Origin of the sequence: Beijerinckia sp. L45 (assembly GCF_009765775.1) — a bacterium.
Classification (GTDB): Bacteria; Pseudomonadota; Alphaproteobacteria; order Rhizobiales; family Beijerinckiaceae; genus RH-AL1.
Map to the genome: position 1 here is coordinate 1 of NZ_LMUU01000001.1, position 24,641 is coordinate 24,641.

Here is a 24,641-nt window from a genome sequence, read left to right on the forward strand (position 1 = left end):
CACCGGCGTTCTGAGCTACGCGATCCTCGCCGAACAGGTGCCGCCCCCGATGATCGGCCGCTCCAACACCACGCTCACGCTGGTGCTGTTCCTGCTGATCTTCGCCATCCAGAACGGCATCGGCGCCATCGTAAACCGCTGGCCGGCGGTCAACGGTCATTATCCGGCGCAGGCGCATCAGGTTGCCTGGAGCTTCCTCGTCGTGGTGCAGTTGGTCTGCGCGGTCTGGTATTTCATGCCGGCCCGCGTCTCGGAACGCTGGGCCTGGGAGCCTGCCGGTCGGCGCGCTACGGTCGGCTAGGGCGAGCCGGCCTGGGCGGCGTCGCGGCCGCGAAACAGCCGCCACCATTTCGCCAGAGCGACGACGGTCCAGATGCCCTCGACAAGCCCGAAAGGCCAGGCGCCCTGAAGGAATCCGTAGGTCGAGCCCAGCGCGCAGGCGCCGGCAAACGCCAGCGTAAACCAGGGGCTTCGGCCTTCCAGCGCGTAACAGATTAGCATGGCCGTGACCGCGAAAAACCCGAACAGGGTGAGACCATCCATGACGCTACCGTGCTCGTTTGACTGCCAACGTCGTGTCCCGCAAGAGATTGCGCTGGCATGCGTTTCTGTCTTCGCTTTATAGCCAGGTTCGTGCTTCGTCCGCCGCCGAAAAGTCCCGTCCCCTTCATTCAGGGGCCACCAGTGAGCCTTGCTGCATGACCGTGTCCACCTCATCGCCGATCGAGACGCAGAAGGACGCGTTGCTGGGCGAGCCGCTCCCGACGGCCGCGGAGCCCACATCCGGGCGGCGCCCGCACTTCACCGCGGCCAACAGCCTCGCCGTGGCGATGGCGTTGTCGCTCAGCGCCGGCTACCTCGACGGCTTCACCTTCGTCGGCCACGGGCACAGTTTCGCCAGCGCGATGACCGGCAACATGGTTTTGCTCGGCATCAATCTGGCGGCGCTGACCCCCGAGGCGCTGGGCAACCTCTATCCGCTGATCGCCTTCGTGTTCGGCGTGATCAGCGCCAATCTGCTGCTGCGCAAGGGCGTCCGCAGCCATCTCCCGTTTTCGCCGCACTTCACCACGCTGCTGATCGAGATCGCGGTGCTGGCGGGCGTCGCCTTCCTGCCCGGCACGGTCGACGACCACATCCTCGTCGCGGTCGTGACGGTGAGCACGGCGATGCAGAATACCAGCTTCCGCAACATCGGGACGCGCACTTACAACTCCGTCATCATGACCGGCAACCTGCAGGCGTTTTCGAATTCGCTGGCCGTGGGCGTCTGGCCGGGCGAGGCCGCCGCGCGCGAACAGGTGCGCGATCTTGGCGCGATCCTGACGAGCTTCGTCGTCGGCGCCGCGCTCGGCGCCGTTGCCACGCCGCGCTTCGGCAACCACGCGACACTCGCGCCGGCGGCCCTTCTCGCCGTCGTCGCCGTCGCGCTGATCTTCTCCTCCGACGATGAAAGCGTGTTCCGCAAAGCCTGATCGCCGCCCGCGCGAGCCGGACCCGCTTTTGCAGCGGATCGTCTTGTTCAAATGATGTGTTCCGATTTGAACGGCCGGTGTTCCACACCGAACCAGATCCGGAACAGCGTATCGCGTTCGGAGATCAAGATGATGCAAATGCAAAAGGCGGCGACGGTTCTGGTGGCCGGATTGGGACTGGCCCTGGTGTCGAACCTGTCGGCCTCGGCGATGGGCGGCCACGGTGGCGGCGGCCATGGCGGCTACGGGGGCGCTCACATGGGTGGCGGTCACGCTTACGGTGGTCGGATGGGCGGCTACGGCGGCCAGATGGGCGCGCGGCCCTACGCGGGCAACGGGTATCACGGCGGCGCGCCGATGATGATGCGTGGCGGCAGCTACGGCTATGGCTATGGCTATGGCAACAACCATCCGGGTCCCGGAATCTACCACATCGGAGGCGGCGGTCGCGGATTCACCACCAACGCGCGCTACGGCTACGGCGCGGGTTACGCGCAGCACGGCTTCAACGGCCGGCAGTACGGCTATAACCGCTTCCATCGCGGCTACGGGCGTCGTTTCGGCTACGGTCTCGCCGGCGCCGGCATCGGATACGGCCTGGGCGGCTACGACACCTATCCCAACGATGCGGGCCAGGGTTATGGCGCCGCTGGTTATGGCAATGGCTACGGTTCCGCTGGTGATGGCTATGCCCCGACTTATGGCACCCCGTACGGCTACGGCAACCAGGGTGTCGGGTATGGCACCAGCTATGCCGCACCGGCCTTCCTTCCGGTCATCGGCGGCAACAGCGTGAACTACAATGCCGGCTATGCCGGTCACTGCGGCTGCAACTAGAGCGCTTTCCGCTTTGGTGGAATGACCAAAGCAGCAAGAAATCGCTCTCTGCTCAAAAAAGTAAGGGCATTTTCTCGATCACAAAAGTCTGCGACTTTTGTGGAAAATGCTCTGAGCTGCCTGCCGCGCTGCCACCCTCGACAGTTGACCGAAGCGCTCCCAGCTGACACGACATGCTGGAGATTTCGAGGAGCTCACGAGACCGTGGCAGCGCGTGGCAACATCAATATGGCGAAGCTGTCGACCTTGATCGCGGTTGCGATCCTGGTCGGCACCGAAGTTGTCGGCGCCTCTTGGGCAGCCGGGTGGGCGATCGGCGGAATCATGCAGCTGTCGCCGGTGGTCAGCCGGAGCCTCGAAGTGATCTTCGGGCTCAGCGGCTTCGTCCTGCTCTATTTCTTCATGCGCACCGCGATCCGCCACGAGCCGATCCGCGACTAGAGCGCTTTCCGCTTTGGTGGAATTACCAAAACGATAAGAATCGCTCTCTCTTCTCAGGAAGTTAGAGCATTTTCGCGAACACAAAAGTCTGCAACTTTTGTGGAAAATGCTCGAGGCGTTCGCGGCTACGGGGACGAGGCTCCTGCTCGAAGCGCGGGCCAGCTGCGACATTGCTGTTTGGAACCCCTCCATCCCAGGGCACGTTGCTCCGACAACATCCGAGGCTTGCAGCACAACGCGCCGCGCCCGATCGGATCACTCAATCGGAGAAATCTCATGCGCTTTCGCACTATAGCATTGGTCGTTACCGTTGCGGCCGCTCTCGCCTTCACCGCTAGCGCGCCGGCTTCTGCAGCAGGTGGGCATGGCGGTGGCGGCGGGCATGGCGGTGGTTTCGGTGGTGGGCACGGCGGCTTTGGCGGTGGTCACGGGTTCGGCGGCGGACGTGGCTTCGGCGGTCGCGGGTTTGGTGGTGGCTTCGGCGGCTTTGGCTATGGCGTCGCCGGATTCGACGACGGGTTTTACGGGTCCGACTATTACGCCGGGAACTACGATTACGGGAATGGCTACGGCCAGCCGGGTTATGGCTATGGCCAGCCTGGATACGGTTACGGTCAGCCTGGCTACGGCTACAACCAGCCAGGCTATGCTCCGGGCGTCCAGTACGCCCCGGGCGCACAGTACAGTCAGGCTCCCGACGAGGATGACGCGCCCGTCCGGACAGGCCGAAGCGCCGCGACGATCGGCGATACCTGCTCGACCCCGGTCAAGGCGTGCACACTTTATAACCAGTCGTACGTGGGCAGCAGCTGCTCCTGCAAGGTCTCGGGTGGCCGCTCACATGGTCGCGTGACCCAGTAACAACCTGTTATCGTTATGAAAACGGCCGGGCATCGTCCCGGTCGTTTATTTTTTAGAAGAAAACGAAAAAATCGACTCGCTAGGACCATCTGTCACTCGATAGAAGCATTTGGAATTGCTAAAAGCTTGGACCTGGAGCAATAATAAAGTGTCAGGTCAGATTGACAGTCCGTTACATTTACAATGTGATGGGTCAATCGAACGAGCTAGCGGGTAGGGTTTCTGATGAACTATCGTCACCACTTCGCCAATGCCATCGGCCGCCTGGAAGCCGAACGCCGGTACCGCGTGTTCGCCGACCTCGAGCGTAGCGCGGAAAACTTTCCGACGGCGCGCTGGCACCGCGGCGAAGCCGAGCCCGAAGACGTGACGATCTGGTGCTCCAACGACTATCTCGGCATGGGCCGTCACCCCAAGGTGATCGCCGCGATGACCGAAGCCGCCGGCCAGTACGGCGTCGGCGCGGGCGGGACCCGCAATATTGCCGGAACCAGCCATCCGATCGTCAAGCTCGAAGCCGAACTCGCCGACCTCCACGGCAAGGACGGCGCCCTGGTCTTCACCTCGGGTTGGATCTCGAACCTCGCGTCGATCTCGACGATCGCCGATCTGATCCCCGACTGTCTCATCCTCTCCGACGCGCTCAACCACAACTCGATGATCGAGGGCGTCCGCCGCTCGACGGCGCAGCGGATGATCTTCCGTCATAACGACATCGCCCACCTCGAAGAGCTGCTCAAGGCGGCGGGGCCGGAGCGCAACAAGCTGATCGTCTTCGAAAGCCTCTATTCGATGGATGGCGACATCGCGCCGATTGCCGAGATCGTCGACTTGGCCGAGCGCTACAACGCGATGACCTATATGGACGAAGTCCATGCCGTCGGCCTCTACGGGCCGCGTGGCGGCGGCATCGCCGACCGTGAGGGCCTGATGGCCCGCGTCGACGTCATCGAAGGCACCCTGGCGAAGGGCTTCGGAACGCTGGGCGGCTATATCGCGGCGGACAAGACGATTATCGATGCCGTGCGCTCCTACGCGCCGTCCTTCATCTTCACGACAGCGCTGCCGCCGGCGATCGCCGCTGCCGCCAGCACGGCCGTCAAGATCCTCAAGGATGGCGACGCGCTGCGGGCGCAGCACCAGCGCCAAGCGTTGCTCACCAAGCATGCGCTGAGCGCCGCCGGTCTGCCGGTCATGGCCAACCCGTCGCATATCGTGCCCGTTTTCGTCGGCGACGCCGAGCTGTGCAAGGCGGCCTCCGACATGCTGATGGAGCGCCACAACGTCTACATCCAGCCGATCAACTATCCGACCGTCGCCAAGGGCACCGAGCGGCTGCGCATCACCCCGACCCCGTTCCACAGCGATGCGCATATCGCGGAACTGGTGGATGCGCTGGTCGATGTTTGGAAGGCGCTGAAACTGCCCTTCGAAGAGCCGAAGATCGTCAAGTTCCGCCGTGCGGCGCAGGCCGAGCCGGTCTGCAGCTTCCCCGAGTTCAAGAAGGCCGCGGAATAGCCGGAGTCCCGGTCCGTCGCTACCCAGTGCGCTGAAGCGGGCCGGCCGTTTGCTAGTTGACTAGGCCGCAGATACGCGGCCGCGACGCCCGACCGCGTGCCTAGTGTCGCGAGCCGCACAGGCGCGCCGCGCCAACCGGTCCCGCATCAGCTGCGCCGATGTGCGATTGCCGAGATCGCGGCAGCCCTCGGGTGTCGATCAACTGACCCTTGGCGCTTATCTTCGCCTCATTACAGTGAACGGACTTGGTGACGCGTGACGCAGAGTGACGCGAAAATGCTGACGGGAGCTTCGCGATTCAGGCTGCGGCCTTCCTGCCGCCATCCTCGCACGGTCCTCCCTCTACGAGGGGATGTTCGCGCAGCGCGTCAGGTCAGCGCCGTCTCGACCCAACGCACCAGCCGCTGCGTCGCGTCCGCCACCTGGTTGGGGTCGCGGGCGAAGCACAGCCGCACATAGGTCTGGCCGCCCTGGCCGAAGGCCGAGCCCGGCGCCACGCCGACATTGGCTTCTTCCACCAGGGTGAAGGCCAGCGCCCGGGTGTCCGGCCGTCCCGCGAAGGCGGCGAACACGTAGAAGGCAGCCGTCGGGCGCGCGAAGTGCACTTTTCCCGTGGCGGCGAGTCCCTGGCAGAGAATGTCGCGGCTGCGGCGGAAACGCTCGAGCTGCCGGGCGATGAACGGCTCGCCATATTCGAGCGCCGCCGCCGCGCCGCGCTGGAGCGGCACCGCGACCCCCGATGTCGAGTACTGGATGAGGTTGGCGATGGTCGGCCCAAGCGCCGGTGGCGCCTCGATCCAGCCGAGACGCAGGCCGGTCATCGCCCAGTTCTTTGACAGGGTATGGATGAAGATCACCCGGTCGTCGGCTTCGATCACGTCGTGAAACGAGGGCGCGCGCGCGCCGTCGTAGACGATGCGGCCGTAGATCTCGTCGGCGATGATCCACAGGCCACGATGGCGGGCAAGATCCCTCAGCGCGCGCAACTCGTCGACGCTGGCGCTCCAGCCGGTCGGGTTGGTCGGCGAATTGATGATGAGCGCGCGGGTGCGCGGGGTAATCGCCGCCTCGATGCGGGCGATGTCGAGGGTCCAAGCCGCGTCGGCCGTGCCGGCCCCTTCGAGCTGCATCGGCACTTCGACCGGCACCGCGCCGGCGATCGCGACGACGCCCTGAAAATTCGGCCAGGCCGGCGTCGGCACGATCACCTCGTCACCCTGACCACAGGTCAGGCGCACTGCGATCTGCAAGGCGTGGATGCCGCCCGTGGTCACAGAAAAACGGTCCGCGGTGAACGGCCCGTTGGTCGCCTCGTAAGGCGCGCCGTAATGCCGGCTCATGTAGCGGCAGATCGCCTCCCGCAGCTCGGGAACGCCGCCCTGGAAGGAATAGAAGGTCTCGCCCCGGGACAGCGACCGCGCCGCGGCTTCGGCAACGAAGCTCGGCGCGGCGAGGTCACCCTCGCCGACCCAGAGGGGGATCAGGCCCTGACGGCCGCGGCCGTAGTTGAACAGCTCGGCAATGCCGCTTTCCGGCGCGCCCCGCGACTCCGGGCTGACGGCCGCGAGGAAGGCGGCAGACTCAGGCGTGGCCTTCGTCGAACCGAGCTCGAAGGAAGTCGCCGCATCGCTCGTCATCACACGTCTTTCATTGATTTTCATTGATCGAGTCGGCTTAAGGCGCTGGAGGCCCCGTCGCATCCTTGTCGACGCGATCGTTGCGCCCAGTCGCTGCTGGTGCCCATAACGCAGCAAGCCGGGTAGCCGAGGGCGGTTTTAGGGTCAACCGCCTTCGTCGATCCGGGCCGTTCGTCGGAGACGGACGGGCCGTCTCGCGACTAGACCCGCTGCGCCAGGAGGTCGCGGATCTCCTGCAGCAGAACTTCCTGCCGGGACGGTTCGGCTGGCGCCGCCTTCGGTTCGGCCGCGATGCGCTTCTTGAGCAGCGTGATTCCGCGGACCACCAGAAAGAGAATGAAAGCGACGATCAGGAAGTTGACCGCAATGGTCAAGAAATTGCCCCAGGCGAGAACGGCGCCCTGTTTCTTCGCATCGACGAGCGAGGACGCAGTCACGGCTTTTGAAAGCGGGAGGAAGTAGTTGGAAAAATCAAGCCCGCCGGTGATGGCGCCGACGATCGGCATGATGATGTCGGCGACGAGCGATTCCACGATCTTGCCGAATGCAGCGCCAATAATGACGCCGATCGCAAGGTCGACGACATTCCCCTTCATCGCAAAATCGCGAAAATCCTTCAGCATCGATATCGCCCCCTGTGGTCGGTCCCCGCGTCGCGCGACGGCAACGTCCCTTAGCCTAGCCGGGCCGGGGCGCGTGGCAAGCGGCATCGTCCCTTTGTCCGAAGCCAACGACCCAGCACTGCGGGCCAATCCATGACAGTCTCGGGCCGAAGGTGGTGACAGCGACGATGGCTTCAGGCTGGTTCCTTTTCGGTTGTTTGGTCGGCCTCGGCACGACGGGTCTCGTCTTGCGGTTTGGGCGGTGGCCGGATCGCGACCGATCGCCCCCTGGGGCGACCCTTGCCGACCTCCGGGCTGTGGTGGCGCACTACTGCGGGGCGGCCCAGATGCGCCTTGCCCTCCCGGAGGCAAACGGGGCCCCGCTTGCGCGACCGGCCGATCGCCAGGAGCTCGACAGCGCCGAGGCCGCCTTGACGAGTGTCCTCGGGCCGCAAGTGTCGCAGCTGATCCTCGCGGTGCTCGCAACAGCGGACAGCGGATCGCAGGTGGCGCTTCTGCCGCAGCTCGATGGGGTGCGCGCTGCGATGCGGCAAAGCCGCGAGATCCTCGATCAGGTGATCGCCCGCTCGCAGCAAGGCATGTCCTTCTACGATCGCGATCTGCGTCTGGTGACCTGGAATCAGGCCGGTCTGGATATCTTTGAACTTCCCGAAAACATTTTCCACGTGGGCGCGCGGCTGGACGAAGTGATCCGCGCCTGCGCGGAACGCGGTCTCTATGGGCCGGGGCGCGTGGACGATCTCGCGGCGTCGCGCGTCGCGGCCATTCTGGATGCGGGCTCGATCACGCGGACCCGCTCGATGAATGGCAGCAAGATCTTCGACATGCGTTCGGTGCGCATGCCGGATGGCGGCCTGCTGGTTCTCAATTTCGATGTCACCCAGCAGGCAGCGACCGAAGAGCAGCTGGAGGCGGAGAACGAGACGCTGGAGCGCCGCGTCCGCGAGCGCACCGAGCAGCTCGAGAGTCTCAACGCCGCCTACGCCAAGGCCAAGGCGGAGGCCGAAGAAGCCAACATCTCCAAAACCCGCTTTCTCGCGGCGGCCAGCCACGATCTGCTGCAGCCGCTGAATGCCGCCCGCCTCTACGCGACATCGCTCAAGGAGCGCGTGCGCGCGCAGAGCCCGGCCGACGACAGCCTTGCGCTGGCGCTGAACGTCGAAGAATCGCTGGAAGCCGTCGAGGACATGCTGAACGCGCTTCTCGATATTTCGCATCTCGATGCCGGCGCCATGAAGACCGATATTTCCGCCTTCCGCGTCGACGATATCTTTCGCACGCTGCAGCGGGAATTCGAACCCAGCGCCGCCGCGAAGGGGCTCGCCTTGCGTTTCATCCGTTCGTCGATCCCGGTGGAGTCGGACAGCCGCCTGTTGCGCCGGCTTCTCCAGAACCTCGTCTCCAACGCGATCAAATACACGGTGGAGGGCCGCGTCATCGTCGGCGTCCGCCGTGGTGCGAAAAGCGTTCGGATCGAGGTGTGGGACACCGGCCTGGGCATCCCCAAATCCAAGCAGGCCGACGTGTTTCGGGAGTTCGAGCGACTGCCCTCCGCGATCATGACGGCCCCCGGCGTCGGCCTCGGCCTCTCCATCGTCGAGCGCCTGAGCCGCGTGCTCGATCACGAGATCCGGATTCGCTCGAAGCCTGGACGCGGGTCCGTCTTCACCGTGGTGGTGCCGCGCGCGACGACGCTGCCGCTCCCTGCCGCCATATCCCAAGGTATGCAGGGCAGGCCGCGCTCGCTGGACGGTCTGGTGGTCGTCGCCATCGACAACGAACCGGCGATTCTCAAGGGAATGGACGCGCTGCTGCGGGGATGGGACTGCACGATCATCGTCGGCACCGATCGCGCAAGCGTCGAGGCCATCCTCGTCGCCCAGGGCCTCATTCCGGACGTGATCATCGCCGACCTTCACGTCGGCGCCGCCGACGGCCTCGCCGCGGTTGCCGCTCTCCGCGCGCGCTTTGGGCGGTGCCAGGCCGTGCTGGTGACCGCCGACCGCAGTCCGCTCGTCCGCAGCCGTTCGCAGGAGGCGGATGTCCGGCTGCTCAACAAGCCGGTGAAGCCGGCGGCGTTACGCTCGCTGCTGTCGCAATGGCATCTTGTGAAACAGGCGACGCACTAGATCAGCGACACGAACGAGTGCGTCGAAGCGCAGCGGTGCTTGGTGGCACCGCCATCCCATGCCGAAAGGCGTTACGCGCTCTTGCTCTGCTGCAGTTTGCCGAGCGCCTGCCGCAGCTCCTGCAGCGCGTCATCGAGTTCGCTGCGCTGGCGTTCGAGATGCGCGATCTGCGCTTCGATCTGGTGGCCGTCGAGGCCGCTCGTCAGATCCGCTTTGTCACTGCCGTTGCCCTGCCCGTGCCCATGCTTGAAGCGCGACGCGATGAGGTCCTGGATCTCCGCGAGCGTAAAGCCGAGCCGCTTGCCCTTTAAAATCAGCTCCAGCCGCGTGCGGTTGTTGGCGTTGTAAAAGCGCGCGGTGCCTTGGCGTTGCGGCGCCAGCAAGCCGCGATCTTCGTAGAACCGGAGCGTTCGGAGGCTGACGCCGTAGATCCGCGCCATGTCGCTGATCGAGCAAGGATCGGCGGGTTCGACGTGCGATGCAACGGCTGTTGAATTGTCCAGCATCGAGCCCCCTTATCGAGGTCTGATTCTCATCGTCAACGATTGGTAGACCCTCCCGGTGCCGCTCGAAATAGAACTTTCGGTTAGCCTTCCGCTGTCCCAAAATCGATCAGCCTTAACCCAATCTTTACCGCGTCGCCGGAAAGTCCTGGACAGCGGATTGGTCCGCGTTTCGATCTAGGTCGATTCGCACGACGACAGTCCACCGATAAAAGTCTGCTCCAACACGGGATCTTTAGCCCGGCGGATAGATCGATGAATAAGGCGGTCACCTGGAACATCAACGGCGTCGGGTTCGATGCCCGTGAAGCAGCCCGCGAAGCGGCGCGGCGCCAGGGAAAATCGCTCGGCGAGTGGCTGCACGACGTGATCGCCGATCACGCCGCCGAACTCGGCGTCGAAGAACATGATTTTGACGGACAGGCGCGGATCGACGCGGTGACGACGAAACTCGAGCGCCTCGTCGCGCGAGCCGACTCCGGCACGCGGGCGCGCGGTCAGCAGAACGACAGCGGCCGCGAGCAACCCGCCCGCCGCGAACGCACCTACGCCAGCGATGCCGATCGGTTCGACGACGATCGCGACAGCGATGAGCGTTCGCCGCGTTTCCGCCGTTCGGACAGCGAACGGCCGGCCGAGCGCTTTCGCGACGAGCGCCGCTCGCGCGTCGGCGCCGCCGACACCGAAGCGCTTCTGGAAGAAGCCTATGACGCCATGGATCGCCGTGCGCAGCGTGCCGAACGCAAGGCCGACAAGGCTCTGGCGTCGTTCGCCAAGATCGTCGAATCGACCGAGACCAAGCGCGACGACGAGCGCGAGATGTTCACCGCGCTGACGCGCAAGCTGTCGGACATGGAGGCGCGATTGAAGGATCGCGTCGTCGATGACAACCCGATCAAGGGTGCGCTCGCGCGGCTGGAAGCCCGCCTCGACACGATGAGCCGGCGCGCGCCGGACACGTCCGTGCGCGCCATCGCACCGCCTGCTTATGCGGCGGTCGAGGTGCCGAAGCGCGGCAACGACGAGCCGATCCGGCGGCTCGAAGCCAAACTGAACTCGATTCTTGAAGCCGTGACGACGACGCCGCGTTTCGACACCATGCAGACCTCGGCGCTGGCATCCACGCAGGTCCGGGCCGCGGCACAGCCGCAGATCGAACCACCGGCCTTCGCCAACCGCAAGCTCGGCGAGGCCATCGCCGACATCGCCAATCATCAGCGCGCGCTCGACAGAGGCACCGCGGGACGACGACGCCCGGATCCGTCGGCAGCCCTGCCGGCGCTCGCAGTCGACGGCCTGCACGCGGACATCGCTGCGCTGACGTCGAAGATCGAAGACATGCAGCGCGAGATCGCGTCACGGGCCGCGCCGACCAAGGCACGCGACGACGCCTCTCACATCGACGATCTTCGCGTCGAGATCGCCGGTCTGTCGCGGACGATGCGCGACATGAGCCCGCGCGATCCGGTGCAGGGGCAGATCGCCGAAATGACGACGGCGCTCGACGCGATGCGCCGCGAGATTGCCGGACGGGAGGACGAGCGGCGCCGCGAAGAGACGAAGCTGGCGGAAGTCGCGTCTCGCGCCGATCTCGACGGTCTCAAGGCCGAAATCGGCGGCATCTCGAGAACGCTGAGCCAGCTCGCGCCACGCGGCTCGGTTACCGCGCTCGAAGATGCGATCCGTTCGCTGACGGCGCGCATGGAAGCGTCGCGAGAAAGCCAGAGCCGGGTCCCGGACATGGCGATGCGGCCGCTCGAGGACATCGTCGGCGATCTTCGCCACTCGCTGGCCGACATCGATGCGCGTGACACGATCGGGGGACTCGAGCGCGACGTGCGCACCATCGGCGGCAAGCTCGATGACCTCAACGGCGTCGATGTTTCGGCGCTCGGCCGCATTCAGAATCAGACCGAAGAGATCCGCGATCTGCTGTCGGCGGCAGCGGCGCATCCGCTCGCGGTAGAGCGGATCGAGCAGCAGGTCGCGACGCTGTCGGACAAGATCGACCGTCAGCCGGCTTTTTCGACCAGCGACGACCACGCCTTCCGCGCCGCGGCCGACGACATCCGCAGCATGCTGGCGAACCCGCCCGGCACGGCTCTGTTCGACAAGATCGAACGCCGGCTCGAAGCGCTGACGGGCAAGGTCGATCAGGCGATCGACGAAGCCGCCGGCGCGCGCAAGATCGCCGAACTGTCGAAGCGTCGTTTCGACGATGTCCAGGCGCAACTGGCCGCCCGTCTCGACGAGACCGCGCCGCAGGCATCCGCCGATGTTCAGTCGCTGGAGCACCTCGTCCGCGATCTCTCGAGCCGGATCGAGGCGGTTCGCGCGCCCGACGCCAGCGGCCACGCGATCGAGGCGCTGCAGGAACAGATCCTTCGCTTGTCGAGCCGTTTCGAACGCACCGACAGCGAACTCTCCGCGCTCTCCGCCATCGAACGCTCGATGCACGAGCTGTTCGCCCACCTCGAAGAGACGCGGGCCAGCGTCGAGACCTCGGCCGCCCGCGCGGCGCGGGAGGCGATGAACGCGGCGCTCGCCAAGGGCACCGCTGCCGACCCTGCGTCCGCACGGGAAATCGCCAAGCTCAAGATCATCCAGGAAGATGCGGATCGGCGCACCCACGATACACTCAACGCCGTCCATGAGACGCTCGAGAAGGTGGTCGATCGCCTGTCTCTGATGGAAAGCGACGCCGCCAGCGCACGCACGCAGCGCGTCGCGGCGCCGCCATCGCCGAGCCCGGATTTCAAGCGCGACGACCGCGCGGATGCGCCGAGCCTGAAGACCCGGCAGCCGGCGGCGGATCTGCCGGATCTCATGCTGGAGGCCTCCGATACGCTCAACGAGCCGATCAGCGGGTTCAAGAACGTCGACCGCACGCGAGCGCCGGCCTTCGCCGCCTCGCGCGCCGCCCCGACCGATCTCGACGAGACGGCAGGGCGCGCCGACTTCATTGCCGCAGCGCGGCGCGCCGCCCGCAATGCGCAGAACGATCCGTCCGTCCTCGCGATGACGCGGCCCGACGCCCCGATGGCCGCCCGCGACGTGCGCGCCGGCCTGATGGCGCGGACCCGCGATTACGTCGCCAGCCACAAGAAGCCGGTGCTGCTGAGCATCGCGGCCCTATTCGTCATTCTCGGCACGCTCGCGGTCATGGGCTCTTTGAAGCCGGAGGACGGCAGCAGCCAGCTCGCCGCCGTCAAGGCGCCGACGCCGCCGGCTCGCATGGCGGTGGCCACGCCGCGCCGGGCTGATCCCACGCTCGGTGCCGGCACCGCAACCCTTGCCGACCTGACGCCCAGCGCGCTTCCCAAGGCACCCCCGCCAGCCGATAGCGCTTTGCCCGGCAGCGATCCGATCACCACCGGCTCCATCGCGACGCGGATCCCGAGTTTCGCGGCCCAGAGCGTCGCCAGCGCGGCGCCCGTTGCGCCCACCGGGGCGCTGCGCCAGATGGCGGAGGACGGCAATTCGGCCGCGCAGTACGAAGTGGCCTCGCGCTATGCCGAAGGGCGCGCGATGATCAAGGACTTCAAGCTCGCCGCCGACTGGTACGAGAAGGCGGCGCAGCAGGGCCTGGCCCCGGCGGAATACAAGCTCGCCGCGCTTTACGAAAAGGGCCTCGGCGTGCCGCGCGACAAGGCCAAGGCAAAGTTCTGGTACATCAAGGCGGCCGACGCCGGCAATCCGCGTGCGATGCACAATCTGGCCGTGCTGGTCGCCGACGGCGACGGCAAGCCCGACTATACGAGCGCGGTGATCTGGTTCCGCAAGGCGGCCGAATACGGCATCCACGACAGCCAGTACAATCTCGGCATCCTGCTCGCGCGCGGCCTGGGAACCCAGCAGTCGCTCGTCCAGTCCTACCAGTGGCTCGCGATCGCGGCGCAGCAGAACGATGCGGATGCGGCGACGAAGCGCGACGAGGTGGCGGCCAAGCTGAATGCCGCGGATCTCGCCGTGGCGAAAGCCCTGGCCTCGACGTTCCGGGCGAAGATCGCGGATGTCGCGGCGACAGAGATCACAACCCCCTCCGCTGGGTGGGATGGCGCTTCGTCGCCGTCTTACGTAAAGAGCACGAGACCGAAACTCTCATCTCTTTAAGAGCACCCCTTGGATCCGAAAACGTTTCTCCGCGCCCTCTTCGACGCGGCGGTCGCCGCCGCCGATCCCATGAAAACGATTGCCCCGCTGTTGCCGTCGCCGCCGAAGGGCCGCACGCTGGTGATCGGCGCGGGCAAGGCCTCCGCCGAGATGGCGCGGGCGCTCGAGGCGCACTGGGCCGGCGGCCCGCTTTCGGGCCTGGTTGTCACCCGCTACGGGCACGGCGCTGAAACCCAGCATATCGAAATCGTCGAAGCGAGCCATCCGGTGCCGGACCAGGCCGGCGCCGACGCCGCCGTGCGGATGCTCGAGCTGGTGAAGGGTCTCACCGCCGATGACCTCGTCATCGCGTTGATTTCGGGCGGCGGCTCGTCGCTGCTGCCGATGCCGTTCCCACCGCTGACGCTCGCCGACAAGCAAGCAGTCAACAAGGCGCTGCTGAAGAGCGGCGCCACCATCACCGAGATGAACTGCGTGCGCCGTCATCTCTCCGGCATCAAGGGCGGGCGGCTGCTTGCCGCCTGCGCGCCGGCGAAAGTGGTCACTCTCTCGATCTCCGACGTGCCGGGCGACGCGCCGGGCGACATCGCGTCGGGCCCGACCGTGCCGGACGCGACCAGCTGCGCCGACGCGCTCGCCATCATTGCCAAATTCGCGATCGAGATTCCCGACGCCGTGCGGACGGTGCTGACCTCCGGCGCCGGCGAGACGCCGAAGCCGGGCGACGCCAGCCTGCCCCCTTATGAATTCCATCTGATCGCGGCGCCGCAGGCCTCGCTCGAAGCCGCCGCAGATCTCGCGCGGAAAAACGGGATCACGCCCTACATTCTCGGTGACAGCCTGGAGGGCGAGTCGCGCGACATGGGCGTGGTGATGGCCGGCATCGCCCGCCAGGTCGCCACCCGCGGCCAGCCCTTCGCCACGCCCTGCGTGCTGCTGTCGGGCGGCGAGAGCACGGTCACCGTCCGCGGCAACGGCCGCGGCGGCCGCAACGTCGAGTTTCTGCTGGCGCTCGCGGTTGCGCTGCAGGGCAACCTAAAGATTCACGCGCTGGCGGGCGACACCGACGGCGTCGACGGCGCGGAAGAAATTGCCGGCGCCTATGTTGGGCCGGAAACGATCGCCAAGGCCTGGGCGAAGGGCATCAATCCGGCGGAAAGCCTTGCCGCCAACGACGGCCACGGCTTTTTTCAGGCAATCGGCGACAGCGTGGTGACGGGCCCAACGCTGACCAACGTCAACGATTTTAGGGCAATTCTGATCCTGTAAGCGCGCTGGCGCACGCCCAAAGCCGGATTGGCATCGGCGTGTCCGAAGCCTACCTCTGTGAGTCACGCGCCTGATGGCGCGGCGACTCGAGAGGAGACTCGCGATGACACGGCTTTTCGAAGAGCGCGAGCGCGCCGCGGAAACCATTTTCGTCCAGGCGGAAGAACGCCTATTTCTCGGCCGCCGCCGCGGCCTGCAGGCGCTCGCCGCCTGGGCCTCGCGGGCAATGGGCCACGACGACGAGGCGGCAACGATCTATGAGCAGGATCTTATCGTCGCGATGATCAAGGGCGCCAGCGACGACACGCTGGTCGCTCGCGTCTGCGCCGACGTGCAGGCGGACGGCCGCCGCGTGTCGCACGGCGCGGCCATCGCCGTCTTCGCCCAGGGTGCCGCATCGACCCCGATACTATAGGGGTTTTGTCCCCTCATCGTTCCGCAAAGCCATTGCGTTCGGCAAGGCGCGGCGCGATCAGCTGCATATGGCGAAGTCGGTAAGCAAACGTTTTGCACCAATCCGTCTCGTACGGACGCCGTTGTGCGGTGTGTGACGAAAGCGCATCGACCACGGTCAGCGCATGCTGAAACGACATAGCAAAACACGTTGACAGCAGGCTCGGATCGGCAAAGCATGAGGTGCTGCTTCCAGGCAGTGCCAAAAATCCGCCGACAGGCAGAGAGGGAGGTTCACGATGGATCCACCCATGCAGGGGCCGCAATAAACGTCGCGCTGAAACCGCGCTGCGACGGAGCGGCACTCCAGGTTGGCTGCGATGGAGGATGGCGTTCGAGCTGCATCAGTCAGGCATAGCTCCCGCTGCATCCTCCATCGTGCTTTTTTGGACAAACCGTAGTAAGCCCCTATAAAGGCGGCTTCCGGCTCGATTAGATTGCTAGCAAACTAGTCACCGAACTGATTTTCCGCGAGCAGATTGCCTCGATCCTTAAGTTGGTTCGATCCGCAGTGGTGCTTTTCAAAAAAAGCAGATTGTGAAAGACGACATTGTCGAAGCGCACCGATGTCCGATCTCGCCTTTGGGCCGGATCTAGGCGGCGATCGTTGAAGCGCGCATAATCCGCATCTGATTTAGGCCTTGTTTAAAGAGGCTCGGAGCGGTGACTCAAGACCCCCACCAAATCTGGCGTCGCCACGCAGCGACGATGCCATACTTTCCTTCTGCAGCGATAAGCGATGCGGGCCTGATGCTCGGTGCGGGAACAGTGCTTGCGCGGATGCGCACCAGCGAAAGCGGTCGCACCTTTCTCGACCGTGACGAAGACCATGATCGTCTGTTCGCCCTTTTGGCCGTCGCGACGCGTGTCCGTGCGCCGACGGAGCTGGTTCCGCATCTCAAAGCCGCGGCAGGCACTGGCGCAGCGGTGAAAAGGTGCTCGCGCATATTCGCCTTGCCTACGCGCACATTCCGCCCCTCGAATGCGAGGACGATGCTTATCGGCTCTCCCTCGCAGACACCTTGCTGCAGGCAGGATTCGCGCCCCACTCGCTGATGATGGAGCTGGGCTTTCATGCGCCCCACATGAACTTTCGAAAGTTTCCGGGCCAGCGTCATGTTCCGGCGGGCAATGGAGACGCGAGTGGTGAGTTCGATTCCAGCCGAGAAGGCCTGAGGCCACAGCCTGCGTTTCTAGACATGCCGGTTCCCTTGGAACTCCCAGTCGAACCGCTCGGACCATTCGGGACCGCACCCGGATCTCCGACTGTGCCCATCCCTCCTGTCATGCCGACCCCAATGCCGGGGACAGTTCCGAAACCAGACGAGATTCAGCCAAATAGACCACCGACGCGGCAGGCAGATCCGGACGACGACGACCCGAAGCGGTGTCCGAAACCGGTTCCCGATACGCCCCATTACGAGTCTCTAGCCGCTAGGCAATATACAATCGATGGGCACAACGAAGTGAACAAGATCGACCCATTGCAGTTTGGAGAGGCCATTCTTTACCGCGGCGAGTATTTCGACGACTGCGCCCGGACAGATGACCCTTTGGGGCGATGGAAAGCCGGCGACATGATCGAGTTGAAAGGGCCGACATATCATTGGCTTCTTAATGGCCTTTTCGCCATGACCCCATGGGAGGTGCTCGATCAAGCAGACCGTCAGAATAATGCGATCTCCGGTAGCGGTCGCAGAGATGTATATCTTGTTGCGGAAATTGGCGCAGTCGAAGATCTGAAGTTTCTTCTTCAGAATCTCGATAACATCGACATATTTCACTTCGCTCCGGTGACACCTGTCGTACCGAAGCGGCCAAGAAAGAGCCTGTTTCTTTGGGGAGACGGAGAAAATGGACTTGGTCAAACTGATGACGGTCGATGCCTGGCTGCCGCCGAACACCGATTCGTTGGCGCGCATCGCTGCGCGAACTAGCGCCCTCATGAAATCGCTGGCCACGATCGATCCCCTCTTTCGTGATTTCTTCACGGCTATCGTTCCAGCGCCGCCAATCCCTGTGCCGCTCGATGAACCGTCTCTCGCGCGCACGATCTATGAGTTCGGGCGCCTTGGCGGAGTACGAGATCCCGTCGGGCAATCTCGTTACTATTTCGGCGCTTCGACAATGCCGGAACCAAAAGGTCCGTTACCAACTCGAATGAATATCGAGATGCTTGTCGGTGCGCCCAAAGCCAATCGGGTTTGGATTCAAACAGATACCGATATTGAGCCGGATCCCCGCCTCACGCGTTACGATGTCGTCAAGAAGATGCTTTTCGCATTAGCCGACGCATTTGCCCCGCGCTTTTCCTATGCATCGCCTGGATCGCTGGATCGCGATCTCATCGTACCCGATGGCAAGGCGTCGCCCCTCTTTACGGGCTGGATGGCGCTCGTGCCACAGGATCTCGCAAAGCATATCAAGCCGCCTCCCGCTGCCATCTCGCAGACGCGTCCCGACGGCAGTCTTTTCATGGCGGCAACCGACGAAACTTTCGACACCGCCAACCCCAGCCACATCGCCGTCTCGAAGGCGATGCAGGCGGCGATCACGCCGATCAACGACTGGTCGCTGTTCAAACCAACAGCATCGACCTGACTAGCGGTATCCCGAAACCTCGGCTAGGCACTGACGCGGTGCCACCGTGTAGACGGCGTCGCGCCCCAACACGTGGGCTCGACAGGCACCGGCGGCGAACAGAGGCGCAAAAGCCGCGTCCAACACATTGAGGCCGCCGGCATAGGCGCCGAAGGCGGGCATCACCAGCCTGATGCCATCGGAGACGAAGCAGCGGCGGCGCACGGCCCCGGCGCGGCCGCCGACGCGGGCGACCGGATGCAGATGCCCGGCGATCTCGCCGTCGGACTGTCTTTCGCCGGGCTCGTGGCGGAAACAGATCAGCCCCACGCGGTGCTCGCAGCCATGGTCGCCGTCGAGCCCGTGCGGGCTCGGATCGTGGTTCCCGGCGAGCCACAGCCACTCGCGGCCCACCTGCATCGCCCGCAGGCTCGCGCGGTCATGCGGCAGCAACCGCGCCGCGCCGCCGTTGTCGTGAAAACTGTCGCCGAGCGCAACCACCCGCTTCGGGTTCAGCCGCGCGACGACGAGCGCCAGCGCGGCAAGCGTCGCCGTCGTGTCGTAGGGCGGCAGAAACACGCGCCGCGCCGCATAGGACGAGCCTTTTTCCAGGTGCAGGTCGGCGACGATCAGCATGTGCTCGTCCGGCCAGTACAGCGCGCCTGACCAATCGGCGAGAAAGGCGTGGCCGTGCAGGCGGATGATCTTGTCTTTGGGAGCCGTGTCGGCGGGTCTGACGTGCGCGTTCATGCGGCCCTGCTGTCTTTCCGGGGCGCGCCAGCGGCGCGAGCCTGGAATTCAGGCGGGCTAAGATGCGGATAGGACCGCAGCGTCGCCGTTGCGGCGCGTCTTGCAGCCTGGGTGTGCCTGGGTTCCGGGCTCGCCTGCGGCGCCCCGGAAAGACAATGTCGCGTCAGAATTCTGGCCTCGCTCATGGCTCGTTGCGATCGGGCGGCGATTTGGATGCGCACCTTATGCCTGATTCGGCCGTCGCGATGGCAGCTTCCAGGGTGGCTGCGGCAATTGGCCGTGTCACTCATCGGAGAGCAAAAACCTTCCTGTGATCTTTCGCCGTCCATGAAGCACACGGAGGATTGTCACGAGATCGCGAATTCCGTCGTATTCGTAGACGACGATGTAGGGCCAAACGATACCGATCCGGACGCGTGGTCCGATCGCAAAACGGACTGGGCCACTTTCCGGATGCACAAGCAATCGCTCGTAGAGCGCCTCAAAGTCTGCCGCGTATCGTGCGGCAATACTGTTGCCCGCCTTTGCGGCGAGCCCGCTCACAATGAAAGTCGTGTCCGATTGCGCTAGGCGCGAGACGACGAGCCGCGTCATCGACCCCGAAGCGACGCGAGCAGCGCCGCATTGTGTGCCTTGTATTCCTCTAGCGAAACGTATTCGCCGAGCGCTACAGCGGCGCGGGCCTCATCGACGTATATTTTTGCCCAGGCCAGATCATCATTTTCGGCTGTTTCGTGCTCGGCGATCTTCTCGTCGATCAGGTGGCGCACCGCGGCTTCGACGGACGGAAACGCGCCGTTCTCCACCTGGGTCTGGAGCCAGGACTCCTGTTCAAGGCTGAGCGTGATTGACATCGGTTCTAAATACCATGGACGGGCTTCGTATCAATAGGGCACGCCGCCCGGCTATTCTCACAGCGGCCCCGTCGCCTCGCGCACCATGTCCTCCTCCGCTTCGGCCAAAATCGTGTCCCGCCCTTCGCCGTGGATCGGCTCACGGCCGATTTCCATCATGATCGGCACGGCGAGCGGCGAGATGCGGTCGAGGTCCTTGTGCAGGATGCGGTCCTTGATGCGCGCCAGCATGGCGCCGAGACGGGCGAGGTCCAGCAGGCCGGACGCCGTGTCGAGCCGCGCGGCTTTCAAGAGGATGTGGTCGGGCTCGTGGCGGCGCAACACGTCGTAGACGAGATCCGTCGAGATGGTGATCTGCCTCGCGTTCTTCTCCTTGCCGGGAAAATTGCGCTCGATGAGGCCGGAGACGATCGCGCATTGGCGGAACGTGCGCTTCATCAAGGCGGATTCCTGCAGCCACTCTTCGAGGTCGTCGCCGAGCATGTCCTGGGCGAACAACTCGTCGAGCGAAACGAGACCGTTGCCGAGGCGCGCGCCGACGTCGGTGGCGCACCAGATGCCGAGCGCATAGTCGTTGGCGACGAAGCCGAGCGGTTTGAGGTGCGCGCGCTCCATGCGGCGGGTGAGCAGCATGCCGAGCGTCTGATGCGCCAGCCGCCCCTCGAAGGGGTAGCACACGAGGTAATTGCGCCCGCTGCGTGGAAAGGTTTCGACCAGCAGATCGCCCGGCGGGGGAAGCGCCGAGCGCTCCTGCTGCAGCTCCAGCCATTCCGCGACCTGCATCGGCAGGTCCTTCCAGCTTTCCGGCGTGGCGAGCAGCTGGCGCACACGGGACGCCAGGTAGGTGGAGAGCGGAAACTTGCCGCCGGCATAGCTCGGCACGCGCGGCGTATCGGAGGGCGAGCGCGACACCAGCGCCTCGTTTTCGACGATGCCCTGAAGCGCCAGAATTTCGCCGCCGAACAGAAACGTATCCTGCGGCAGCAGGCTTTCCAGAAACCCTTCCTCCAGCTCGCCGAGCACGCGGCCGCCGCTGCGCAGCGGCCCGGTGTACTTGCCGCCGCCGCTAGCCTTTCCCTTCGGCCCGCCGCCGCCGCGCACCAGCCGCACTTTTAGCGACGACGCCTCGACGATGGTGCCGACGTTCATCCGGTAGGCTTGCGCGACGCGGCCATTGGCGATGCGCCAGCTGCCATCCTTGGCCTGCTTGATCTTGGCGAAACGCTCGTAGCCGGCGAGCGCGTAGCCGCCATGGGCGACGAAGGCCAGCGCCTGATCGAAGGTCTCGCGATCGACGCTTGCGTAGGGTTCGGCGGATACGATTTCCGTATACAGCGCATCCGCCTGGAACGGCCCCGCGCAGGCCATGCCCAGAATGTGCTGGCACATCACGTCGAGCGCGCCGGCGCGGGCGAGCGCTGTATCCTGCGCGCCTTCCAGCGCCGCGTCGACGGCGGCGCGGCATTCCAGCACCTCGAAGCGGTTCGACGGCACGAGAATGGCGCGCGAGGGCTCGTCGAGCCGATGGTTGGCGCGGCCGATCCGCTGCATCAGCCGGCTCGAGCCCTTCGGCGCGCCGATATTGACGACGAGATCGACGGCACCCCAGTCGATGCCGAGATCCAGCGTCGACGTGCAGACCACGGCTTTCAGCTTGCCCGCCGCCATCGCCTCTTCGACGCGGCGGCGCTGCGACGCATCGAGCGAGCCGTGGTGCAGCGCGATCGGCAGGTTGTCGTCGTTCAGGCTCCACAGCTGCTGGAACACGAATTCCGCCTGGCTGCGTGTGTTGACGAACACCAACGTCATCCCCGACGTCTTGATCCGCGCATAGACCTCGGCGAGGGCGTGGCGCGCCGAATGCCCGGCCCAGGGCATGCGCTCCTCGGTGTCCAGAATGGTGAGATCGGCGGTGGCGCCGGGGGGCGCCTGGATGAGCCGGCTTTCCGGGCGTCGGCCGTGCTGCGGGTCCTGCGCCACCAGCCAGCGCCGGAGCTCGGCGGGATCGCGCACGGTGGCGGACAGGCCGGTGGTCGTCATCATGGGCGCGATGGTGCGCAGCCGCGCGAGATCGAGCGCCAGCAAGTCACCGCGCTTCGAGGCCACGATCGCATGCAGCTCATCGAAAATGACGCGGCGGAGATCGGCGAACAGGTGTTCGGCATCGGGGCCCGCCAGCAGCAGCGCCAGCTGTTCCGGCGTGGTCAGCAGGATGTCCGGCGGGTTGACGCGCTGACGCTTGCGCTTCGACGTCGAGGTATCGCCGGTGCGCGTCTCGATGCGGATCGGCAGCTGCAAGTCGGCGACGGGACGACCGAGGGTGCGCTCGACATCGATGGCGAGCGCCTTCAGCGGCGAGATGTAGAGCGTGTGCAGGCGCGAACGGTTGGCCGGGCGCGACAGGTCGATGAGGCTCGGCAGAAAGCCGGCCAGCGTCTTGCCGGCGCCGGTCGGCGCGATCAGCAACGTATTTTCGCCGGCTTGCGCGGCGGCGAGAAGATCGAGCTGATGCTGCCGCGGTTCCCAGCCCCGCGCGGAAAACCACTGGTGGAAGCGCGGCGGCAGAAGCGCGGGGAGGACGGCTGGGGCATTCACCCCGTCTATTTGGATACGCCTGACCTCAAAGACGAGTGGCGACAGCGATGAGTCCGGGCACATCGCCGTCGTTTTCGCGCCGGCCACTCTGCGCCCGCAGAACCAGCGGCGCGAAGCCGCAGGTTTCGAGAACGGCGTCGACGTAGCTGATGGCGTGGGCAAAGCGCATGTCCGTGCCGACCGCAATCCCGACGGCGCAGCGTTGCGCGCTGAAGGCCATCGTGCCGCCCGGGCGCAGCACCCGCGCTGTTTCGGTAAGGATCGCCGCGAGATCGCCCACGTAGACGAAGACATCAGCGGCGAAAACCAGGTCGGCGCTGGCAACGGGCTCCGCGCCAAGAAAAGCGCAGATGTCGCCCACCGCAAGACGGTCGTATATCGCCTTTTTGCGCGCCGTGGCGACCATTTCGCTGGAGAGATCGACGCCGGTCAGTGCCTCCGTCGACGGCCGCAAAGCGACGCCGCCGAGGCCCGTGCCGCAACCGAGATCGATGGCGTGCGCGAAATGCCAAAGCCCCACCTCCGCCATCGCCGCCACGAGATCGGCGGGGCTGTGGTAGCTCAGGCCCTGCGTGAGATGGGCCTCGAACCGCGGCGCATAGGCGTCGAATAGCGCGCCGACATAGGCCGGGGACGCAAACAGCGGCACGACGGTCGGATCGAGCACGGCGAGCCGCATCGACGCACCATGTAGATCGGCGGGATCGAGCAGCAATGCGTGCCTATAGGCAAGCATCGCCGCAGCGGTTTCGCCCAACGCGCCGCGGGCGCCGCCGAGCCCCATCCACGCCGCCGTCCAATCCGGCGCCAGATCGATCGCCTGCTGGTACAGCTCCGCGGCTTCCTGCCACGCCCCGTCATCGGCCGCAGCGAGGGCGTAGGCCGAGCGTCCGTCGGCACGGGGATCGCGCCCGCGATAGTCATCGCGAAGGGGCGTCGAAGGACTAAGCATAAAGTGGGCATCCAAATTGTTCGGATCCAGGAAACCTGAACCCGCTAATCGCATTACTGTGAAAGGAGCGGTTCGTGAAACCTCATGGACTGCTCCCATATTCATTTTGAGTTCAGCAGCCGGCCGATAGTTTCAAGTCATGAAACAGCTTGGCGTGATGAACCCAGGCTTTGACAAGGAGACAATGATGAACAACGTTCTGAAGAAGACTCTTGTTGCGGGCGCGACTGCTTTGACCCTCGTGGCTGGTGTGGCATCCGTCCCGTCCGCGGCGGACGCCCGCGGCTTCGGCGGCGGTGGATTTCATGGTGGCGGATTCCATGGCGGTGGTTTTCACGGTGGCGGCTTCCGCGGCGGTCGTTTCGGTGGCGGCTACGGTCGCGGCTTCCGTGGGTATGGGCTAGGCCTCGGTCTTGCCGGCCTCGCGGTTGCTGGTGCCTATGGGGCCTGCGGTCCTTACGGCTACGGATACTATGGTGGTTACTACGGCGGCTGCGGATACTATGGTCGCGCCTATGCCTACGGCCCGTATGGCTACGGTTACGGCTACTAAAGTCTAGAACATCTGTAAAAGGCCCCGCTTCGGCGGGGTCTTTTTTTAACTAGATCTTAAAAGTTTGTCGTGACGGCGTCACAGACGCAACCTTTCCCCAGCATGTTCGTTCTTAACCCGAGGCACAGATGTGGTGCCACAGTCAAGCGCCGCTGCGGCGCCTTCAGGGCGAGGACCAAATACTATGGTCACAACTCAGAAACGTCTTCAGCGTCAGGCTCTTAAGCTTTCCATCGCGGCCGCTGCCTTCGCCTGTTTCGGTGCTGTTGTCGTGGCTGCGCCGATGACCCTGGCTCCGAAGGCTTCGGTCGCCGGCACCATCGTCCCCGTGATCGCGACCAAGCTTGTGCCGCTTGGCTCAGGCCCGGCGATCACGCTGGCCCGCGCCGACCAGGGTGAAGGCGAGGATTGCGTTCGCGTCACCAAGATGACCGGCCCGGACGGCAAGGTCTACCCGACCATGGGCATGGTTTGCGGCGGCCAGTAGCCTCAAATTTT

Annotated in this window: 23 protein-coding genes and 1 pseudogene; 14 read left to right on the plus strand and 10 right to left on the minus strand. The window is 65.0% G+C overall.

Annotated features, from left to right (window positions below; all coding sequences use genetic code 11):
• Positions 1-301 (plus strand): annotated as a pseudogene (locus GSQ79_RS00005) (MFS transporter); the annotation flags it as partial.
• Here GSQ79_RS00005 and GSQ79_RS00010 read toward each other — a convergent pair.
• Positions 298-543, minus strand: a complete 246-nt coding sequence (locus GSQ79_RS00010; RefSeq protein ID WP_158806688.1) for a hypothetical protein — start codon at positions 541-543, stop codon at positions 298-300. The pseudogene GSQ79_RS00005 and the gene GSQ79_RS00010 overlap by 4 nt on opposite strands.
• 155 nt (positions 544-698) lie before the next feature.
• Between GSQ79_RS00010 and GSQ79_RS00015 the strand changes: the two genes are divergently transcribed.
• The 5 genes from GSQ79_RS00015 (at position 699) to hemA (ending at position 5,132) form a co-directional block, all read left to right on the plus strand.
• Positions 699-1,475, plus strand: a complete 777-nt coding sequence (locus GSQ79_RS00015; RefSeq protein ID WP_158806689.1) for a YoaK family protein — start codon at positions 699-701, stop codon at positions 1,473-1,475.
• Positions 1,476-1,604: 129 nt separating this feature from the next.
• Complete coding sequence (locus tag GSQ79_RS00020; protein WP_210252966.1) at positions 1,605-2,312, plus strand: hypothetical protein; 708 nt, start codon at positions 1,605-1,607, stop codon at positions 2,310-2,312.
• Between the two features lie 228 nt (positions 2,313-2,540).
• Entirely contained in the window at positions 2,541-2,753 is a 213-nt protein-coding gene (locus GSQ79_RS00025; RefSeq protein WP_158806739.1) for a hypothetical protein, read from the plus strand.
• 276 nt (positions 2,754-3,029) lie between these two features.
• Positions 3,030-3,614, plus strand: a complete 585-nt coding sequence (locus tag GSQ79_RS28750) for a hypothetical protein (protein WP_174243141.1) — start codon at positions 3,030-3,032, stop codon at positions 3,612-3,614.
• Between the two features lie 225 nt (positions 3,615-3,839).
• Positions 3,840-5,132: a 5-aminolevulinate synthase gene (hemA, locus tag GSQ79_RS00030; RefSeq protein ID WP_158806690.1), complete on the plus strand. Its 1,293-nt coding sequence runs from the start codon at positions 3,840-3,842 to the stop codon at positions 5,130-5,132.
• Positions 5,133-5,500: 368 nt separating this feature from the next.
• On the opposite strand, the gene GSQ79_RS00035 is transcribed toward hemA, so the two are convergent.
• Positions 5,501-6,769, minus strand: coding sequence for a pyridoxal phosphate-dependent aminotransferase (locus GSQ79_RS00035; protein WP_158806691.1), 1,269 nt, complete (start codon positions 6,767-6,769; stop codon positions 5,501-5,503).
• Between the two features lie 200 nt (positions 6,770-6,969).
• Positions 6,970-7,392, minus strand: a complete 423-nt coding sequence (gene mscL, locus GSQ79_RS00040; RefSeq protein WP_158806692.1) for a large conductance mechanosensitive channel protein MscL — start codon at positions 7,390-7,392, stop codon at positions 6,970-6,972.
• Between the two features lie 326 nt (positions 7,393-7,718).
• On the opposite strand from mscL, the gene GSQ79_RS00045 reads away from it, so the two are divergent.
• Positions 7,719-9,521 (plus strand): ATP-binding protein, encoded by a 1,803-nt coding sequence (locus GSQ79_RS00045; RefSeq protein WP_158806693.1) that lies wholly within the window; start codon positions 7,719-7,721, stop codon positions 9,519-9,521.
• A gap of 71 nt (positions 9,522-9,592) precedes the next feature.
• Here the strand turns inward: GSQ79_RS00045 and GSQ79_RS00050 are convergent, their stop codons facing one another.
• The gene (locus GSQ79_RS00050; RefSeq protein ID WP_158806694.1) at positions 9,593-10,027 is read right to left on the minus strand and encodes a MerR family transcriptional regulator; all 435 of its coding nucleotides are present in this window, start codon (positions 10,025-10,027) and stop codon (positions 9,593-9,595) included.
• Positions 10,028-10,279: 252 nt separating this feature from the next.
• Between GSQ79_RS00050 and GSQ79_RS00055 the strand changes: the two genes are divergently transcribed.
• The 3 genes from GSQ79_RS00055 to GSQ79_RS00065 all read left to right on the plus strand — a co-directional run bounded on the left by GSQ79_RS00055 (position 10,280) and on the right by GSQ79_RS00065 (position 15,821).
• Positions 10,280-14,137 carry an SEL1-like repeat protein gene (locus tag GSQ79_RS00055; RefSeq protein ID WP_158806695.1) on the plus strand — a complete coding sequence of 1,286 codons (3,858 nt, stop codon included), beginning with the start codon at positions 10,280-10,282 and terminating at the stop codon, positions 14,135-14,137.
• A 9-nt stretch (positions 14,138-14,146) separates the two neighbouring features.
• Positions 14,147-15,406: a glycerate kinase gene (locus GSQ79_RS00060; protein WP_158806696.1), complete on the plus strand. Its 1,260-nt coding sequence runs from the start codon at positions 14,147-14,149 to the stop codon at positions 15,404-15,406.
• Between the two features lie 103 nt (positions 15,407-15,509).
• On the plus strand, positions 15,510-15,821 hold the full coding sequence (locus GSQ79_RS00065) for an ATPase inhibitor subunit zeta (protein ID WP_158806697.1): 312 nt from the start codon (positions 15,510-15,512) through the stop codon (positions 15,819-15,821).
• Positions 15,822-15,834: 13 nt separating this feature from the next.
• Here GSQ79_RS00065 and GSQ79_RS00070 read toward each other — a convergent pair whose 3' ends face one another.
• Positions 15,835-15,999: a hypothetical protein gene (locus GSQ79_RS00070; RefSeq protein WP_158806698.1), complete on the minus strand. Its 165-nt coding sequence runs from the start codon at positions 15,997-15,999 to the stop codon at positions 15,835-15,837.
• 1,326 nt (positions 16,000-17,325) lie between these two features.
• On the opposite strand from GSQ79_RS00070, the gene GSQ79_RS00075 reads away from it, so the two are divergent.
• Positions 17,326-17,796 carry a hypothetical protein gene (locus GSQ79_RS00075; protein ID WP_158806699.1) on the plus strand — a complete coding sequence of 157 codons (471 nt, stop codon included), beginning with the start codon at positions 17,326-17,328 and terminating at the stop codon, positions 17,794-17,796.
• Positions 17,714-18,460, plus strand: a complete 747-nt coding sequence (locus tag GSQ79_RS00080; protein ID WP_158806700.1) for an Imm52 family immunity protein — start codon at positions 17,714-17,716, stop codon at positions 18,458-18,460. The genes GSQ79_RS00075 and GSQ79_RS00080 overlap by 83 nt, the downstream gene beginning before the upstream one ends.
• Here GSQ79_RS00080 and pdeM read toward each other — a convergent pair whose 3' ends face one another.
• The 5 genes from pdeM to GSQ79_RS00105 form a co-directional block, all read right to left on the minus strand.
• On the minus strand, positions 18,461-19,189 hold the full coding sequence (pdeM, locus tag GSQ79_RS00085) for a ligase-associated DNA damage response endonuclease PdeM (RefSeq protein WP_158806701.1): 729 nt from the start codon (positions 19,187-19,189) through the stop codon (positions 18,461-18,463).
• 282 nt (positions 19,190-19,471) lie between these two features.
• Positions 19,472-19,783 carry a type II toxin-antitoxin system RelE/ParE family toxin gene (locus tag GSQ79_RS00090; protein WP_158806702.1) on the minus strand — a complete coding sequence of 104 codons (312 nt, stop codon included), beginning with the start codon at positions 19,781-19,783 and terminating at the stop codon, positions 19,472-19,474.
• Positions 19,780-20,043, minus strand: a complete 264-nt coding sequence (locus GSQ79_RS00095) for a hypothetical protein (protein WP_158806703.1) — start codon at positions 20,041-20,043, stop codon at positions 19,780-19,782. The genes GSQ79_RS00090 and GSQ79_RS00095 overlap by 4 nt, the downstream gene beginning before the upstream one ends.
• Positions 20,044-20,100: 57 nt before the next feature.
• Entirely contained in the window at positions 20,101-22,638 is a 2,538-nt protein-coding gene (locus GSQ79_RS00100) for a ligase-associated DNA damage response DEXH box helicase (protein ID WP_246725001.1), read from the minus strand.
• A 25-nt stretch (positions 22,639-22,663) separates the two neighbouring features.
• Positions 22,664-23,590, minus strand: coding sequence for a class I SAM-dependent methyltransferase (locus tag GSQ79_RS00105; protein ID WP_158806705.1), 927 nt, complete (start codon positions 23,588-23,590; stop codon positions 22,664-22,666).
• Positions 23,591-23,777: 187 nt separating this feature from the next.
• On the opposite strand from GSQ79_RS00105, the gene GSQ79_RS00110 reads away from it, so the two are divergent.
• Together GSQ79_RS00110 and GSQ79_RS00115 are read left to right on the plus strand one after the other, a co-directional pair.
• Entirely contained in the window at positions 23,778-24,143 is a 366-nt protein-coding gene (locus tag GSQ79_RS00110) for a hypothetical protein (protein WP_210252967.1), read from the plus strand.
• Positions 24,144-24,327: 184 nt separating this feature from the next.
• Complete coding sequence (locus tag GSQ79_RS00115; RefSeq protein ID WP_158806706.1) at positions 24,328-24,630, plus strand: hypothetical protein; 303 nt, start codon at positions 24,328-24,330, stop codon at positions 24,628-24,630.
• Positions 24,631-24,641: the final 11 nt, after the last annotated feature.

What these genes read in the sequence shown, in the direction of transcription:
- GSQ79_RS00055 (WP_158806695.1), top strand. Translation starts at nt 10,280, where the DNA reads ATGAATAAGGCGGTCACCTGGAACATCAACGGCGTCGGGTTCGATGCC.
- pdeM (WP_158806701.1), bottom strand. Translation starts at nt 19,189, where the DNA reads ATGAACGCGCACGTCAGACCCGCCGACACGGCTCCCAAAGACAAGATC.
- hemA (WP_158806690.1), top strand. Translation starts at nt 3,840, where the DNA reads ATGAACTATCGTCACCACTTCGCCAATGCCATCGGCCGCCTGGAAGCC.
- GSQ79_RS00025 (WP_158806739.1), top strand. Translation starts at nt 2,541, where the DNA reads ATGGCGAAGCTGTCGACCTTGATCGCGGTTGCGATCCTGGTCGGCACC.
- GSQ79_RS00010 (WP_158806688.1), bottom strand. Translation starts at nt 543, where the DNA reads ATGGATGGTCTCACCCTGTTCGGGTTTTTCGCGGTCACGGCCATGCTA.
- GSQ79_RS00045 (WP_158806693.1), top strand. Translation starts at nt 7,719, where the DNA reads ATGCGCCTTGCCCTCCCGGAGGCAAACGGGGCCCCGCTTGCGCGACCG.
- GSQ79_RS00110 (WP_210252967.1), top strand. Translation starts at nt 23,778, where the DNA reads ATGAACAACGTTCTGAAGAAGACTCTTGTTGCGGGCGCGACTGCTTTG.
- GSQ79_RS00095 (WP_158806703.1), bottom strand. Translation starts at nt 20,043, where the DNA reads ATGTCAATCACGCTCAGCCTTGAACAGGAGTCCTGGCTCCAGACCCAG.
- GSQ79_RS00115 (WP_158806706.1), top strand. Translation starts at nt 24,328, where the DNA reads ATGGTCACAACTCAGAAACGTCTTCAGCGTCAGGCTCTTAAGCTTTCC.
- GSQ79_RS00015 (WP_158806689.1), top strand. Translation starts at nt 699, where the DNA reads ATGACCGTGTCCACCTCATCGCCGATCGAGACGCAGAAGGACGCGTTG.
- GSQ79_RS00020 (WP_210252966.1), top strand. Translation starts at nt 1,605, where the DNA reads ATGATGCAAATGCAAAAGGCGGCGACGGTTCTGGTGGCCGGATTGGGA.
- GSQ79_RS00080 (WP_158806700.1), top strand. Translation starts at nt 17,714, where the DNA reads ATGGACTTGGTCAAACTGATGACGGTCGATGCCTGGCTGCCGCCGAAC.
- GSQ79_RS00050 (WP_158806694.1), bottom strand. Translation starts at nt 10,027, where the DNA reads ATGCTGGACAATTCAACAGCCGTTGCATCGCACGTCGAACCCGCCGAT.
- GSQ79_RS00070 (WP_158806698.1), bottom strand. Translation starts at nt 15,999, where the DNA reads ATGTCGTTTCAGCATGCGCTGACCGTGGTCGATGCGCTTTCGTCACAC.
- GSQ79_RS00105 (WP_158806705.1), bottom strand. Translation starts at nt 23,590, where the DNA reads ATGCTTAGTCCTTCGACGCCCCTTCGCGATGACTATCGCGGGCGCGAT.
- mscL (WP_158806692.1), bottom strand. Translation starts at nt 7,392, where the DNA reads ATGCTGAAGGATTTTCGCGATTTTGCGATGAAGGGGAATGTCGTCGAC.
- GSQ79_RS28750 (WP_174243141.1), top strand. Translation starts at nt 3,030, where the DNA reads ATGCGCTTTCGCACTATAGCATTGGTCGTTACCGTTGCGGCCGCTCTC.
- GSQ79_RS00090 (WP_158806702.1), bottom strand. Translation starts at nt 19,783, where the DNA reads ATGACGCGGCTCGTCGTCTCGCGCCTAGCGCAATCGGACACGACTTTC.
- GSQ79_RS00035 (WP_158806691.1), bottom strand. Translation starts at nt 6,769, where the DNA reads ATGACGAGCGATGCGGCGACTTCCTTCGAGCTCGGTTCGACGAAGGCC.
- GSQ79_RS00065 (WP_158806697.1), top strand. Translation starts at nt 15,510, where the DNA reads ATGACACGGCTTTTCGAAGAGCGCGAGCGCGCCGCGGAAACCATTTTC.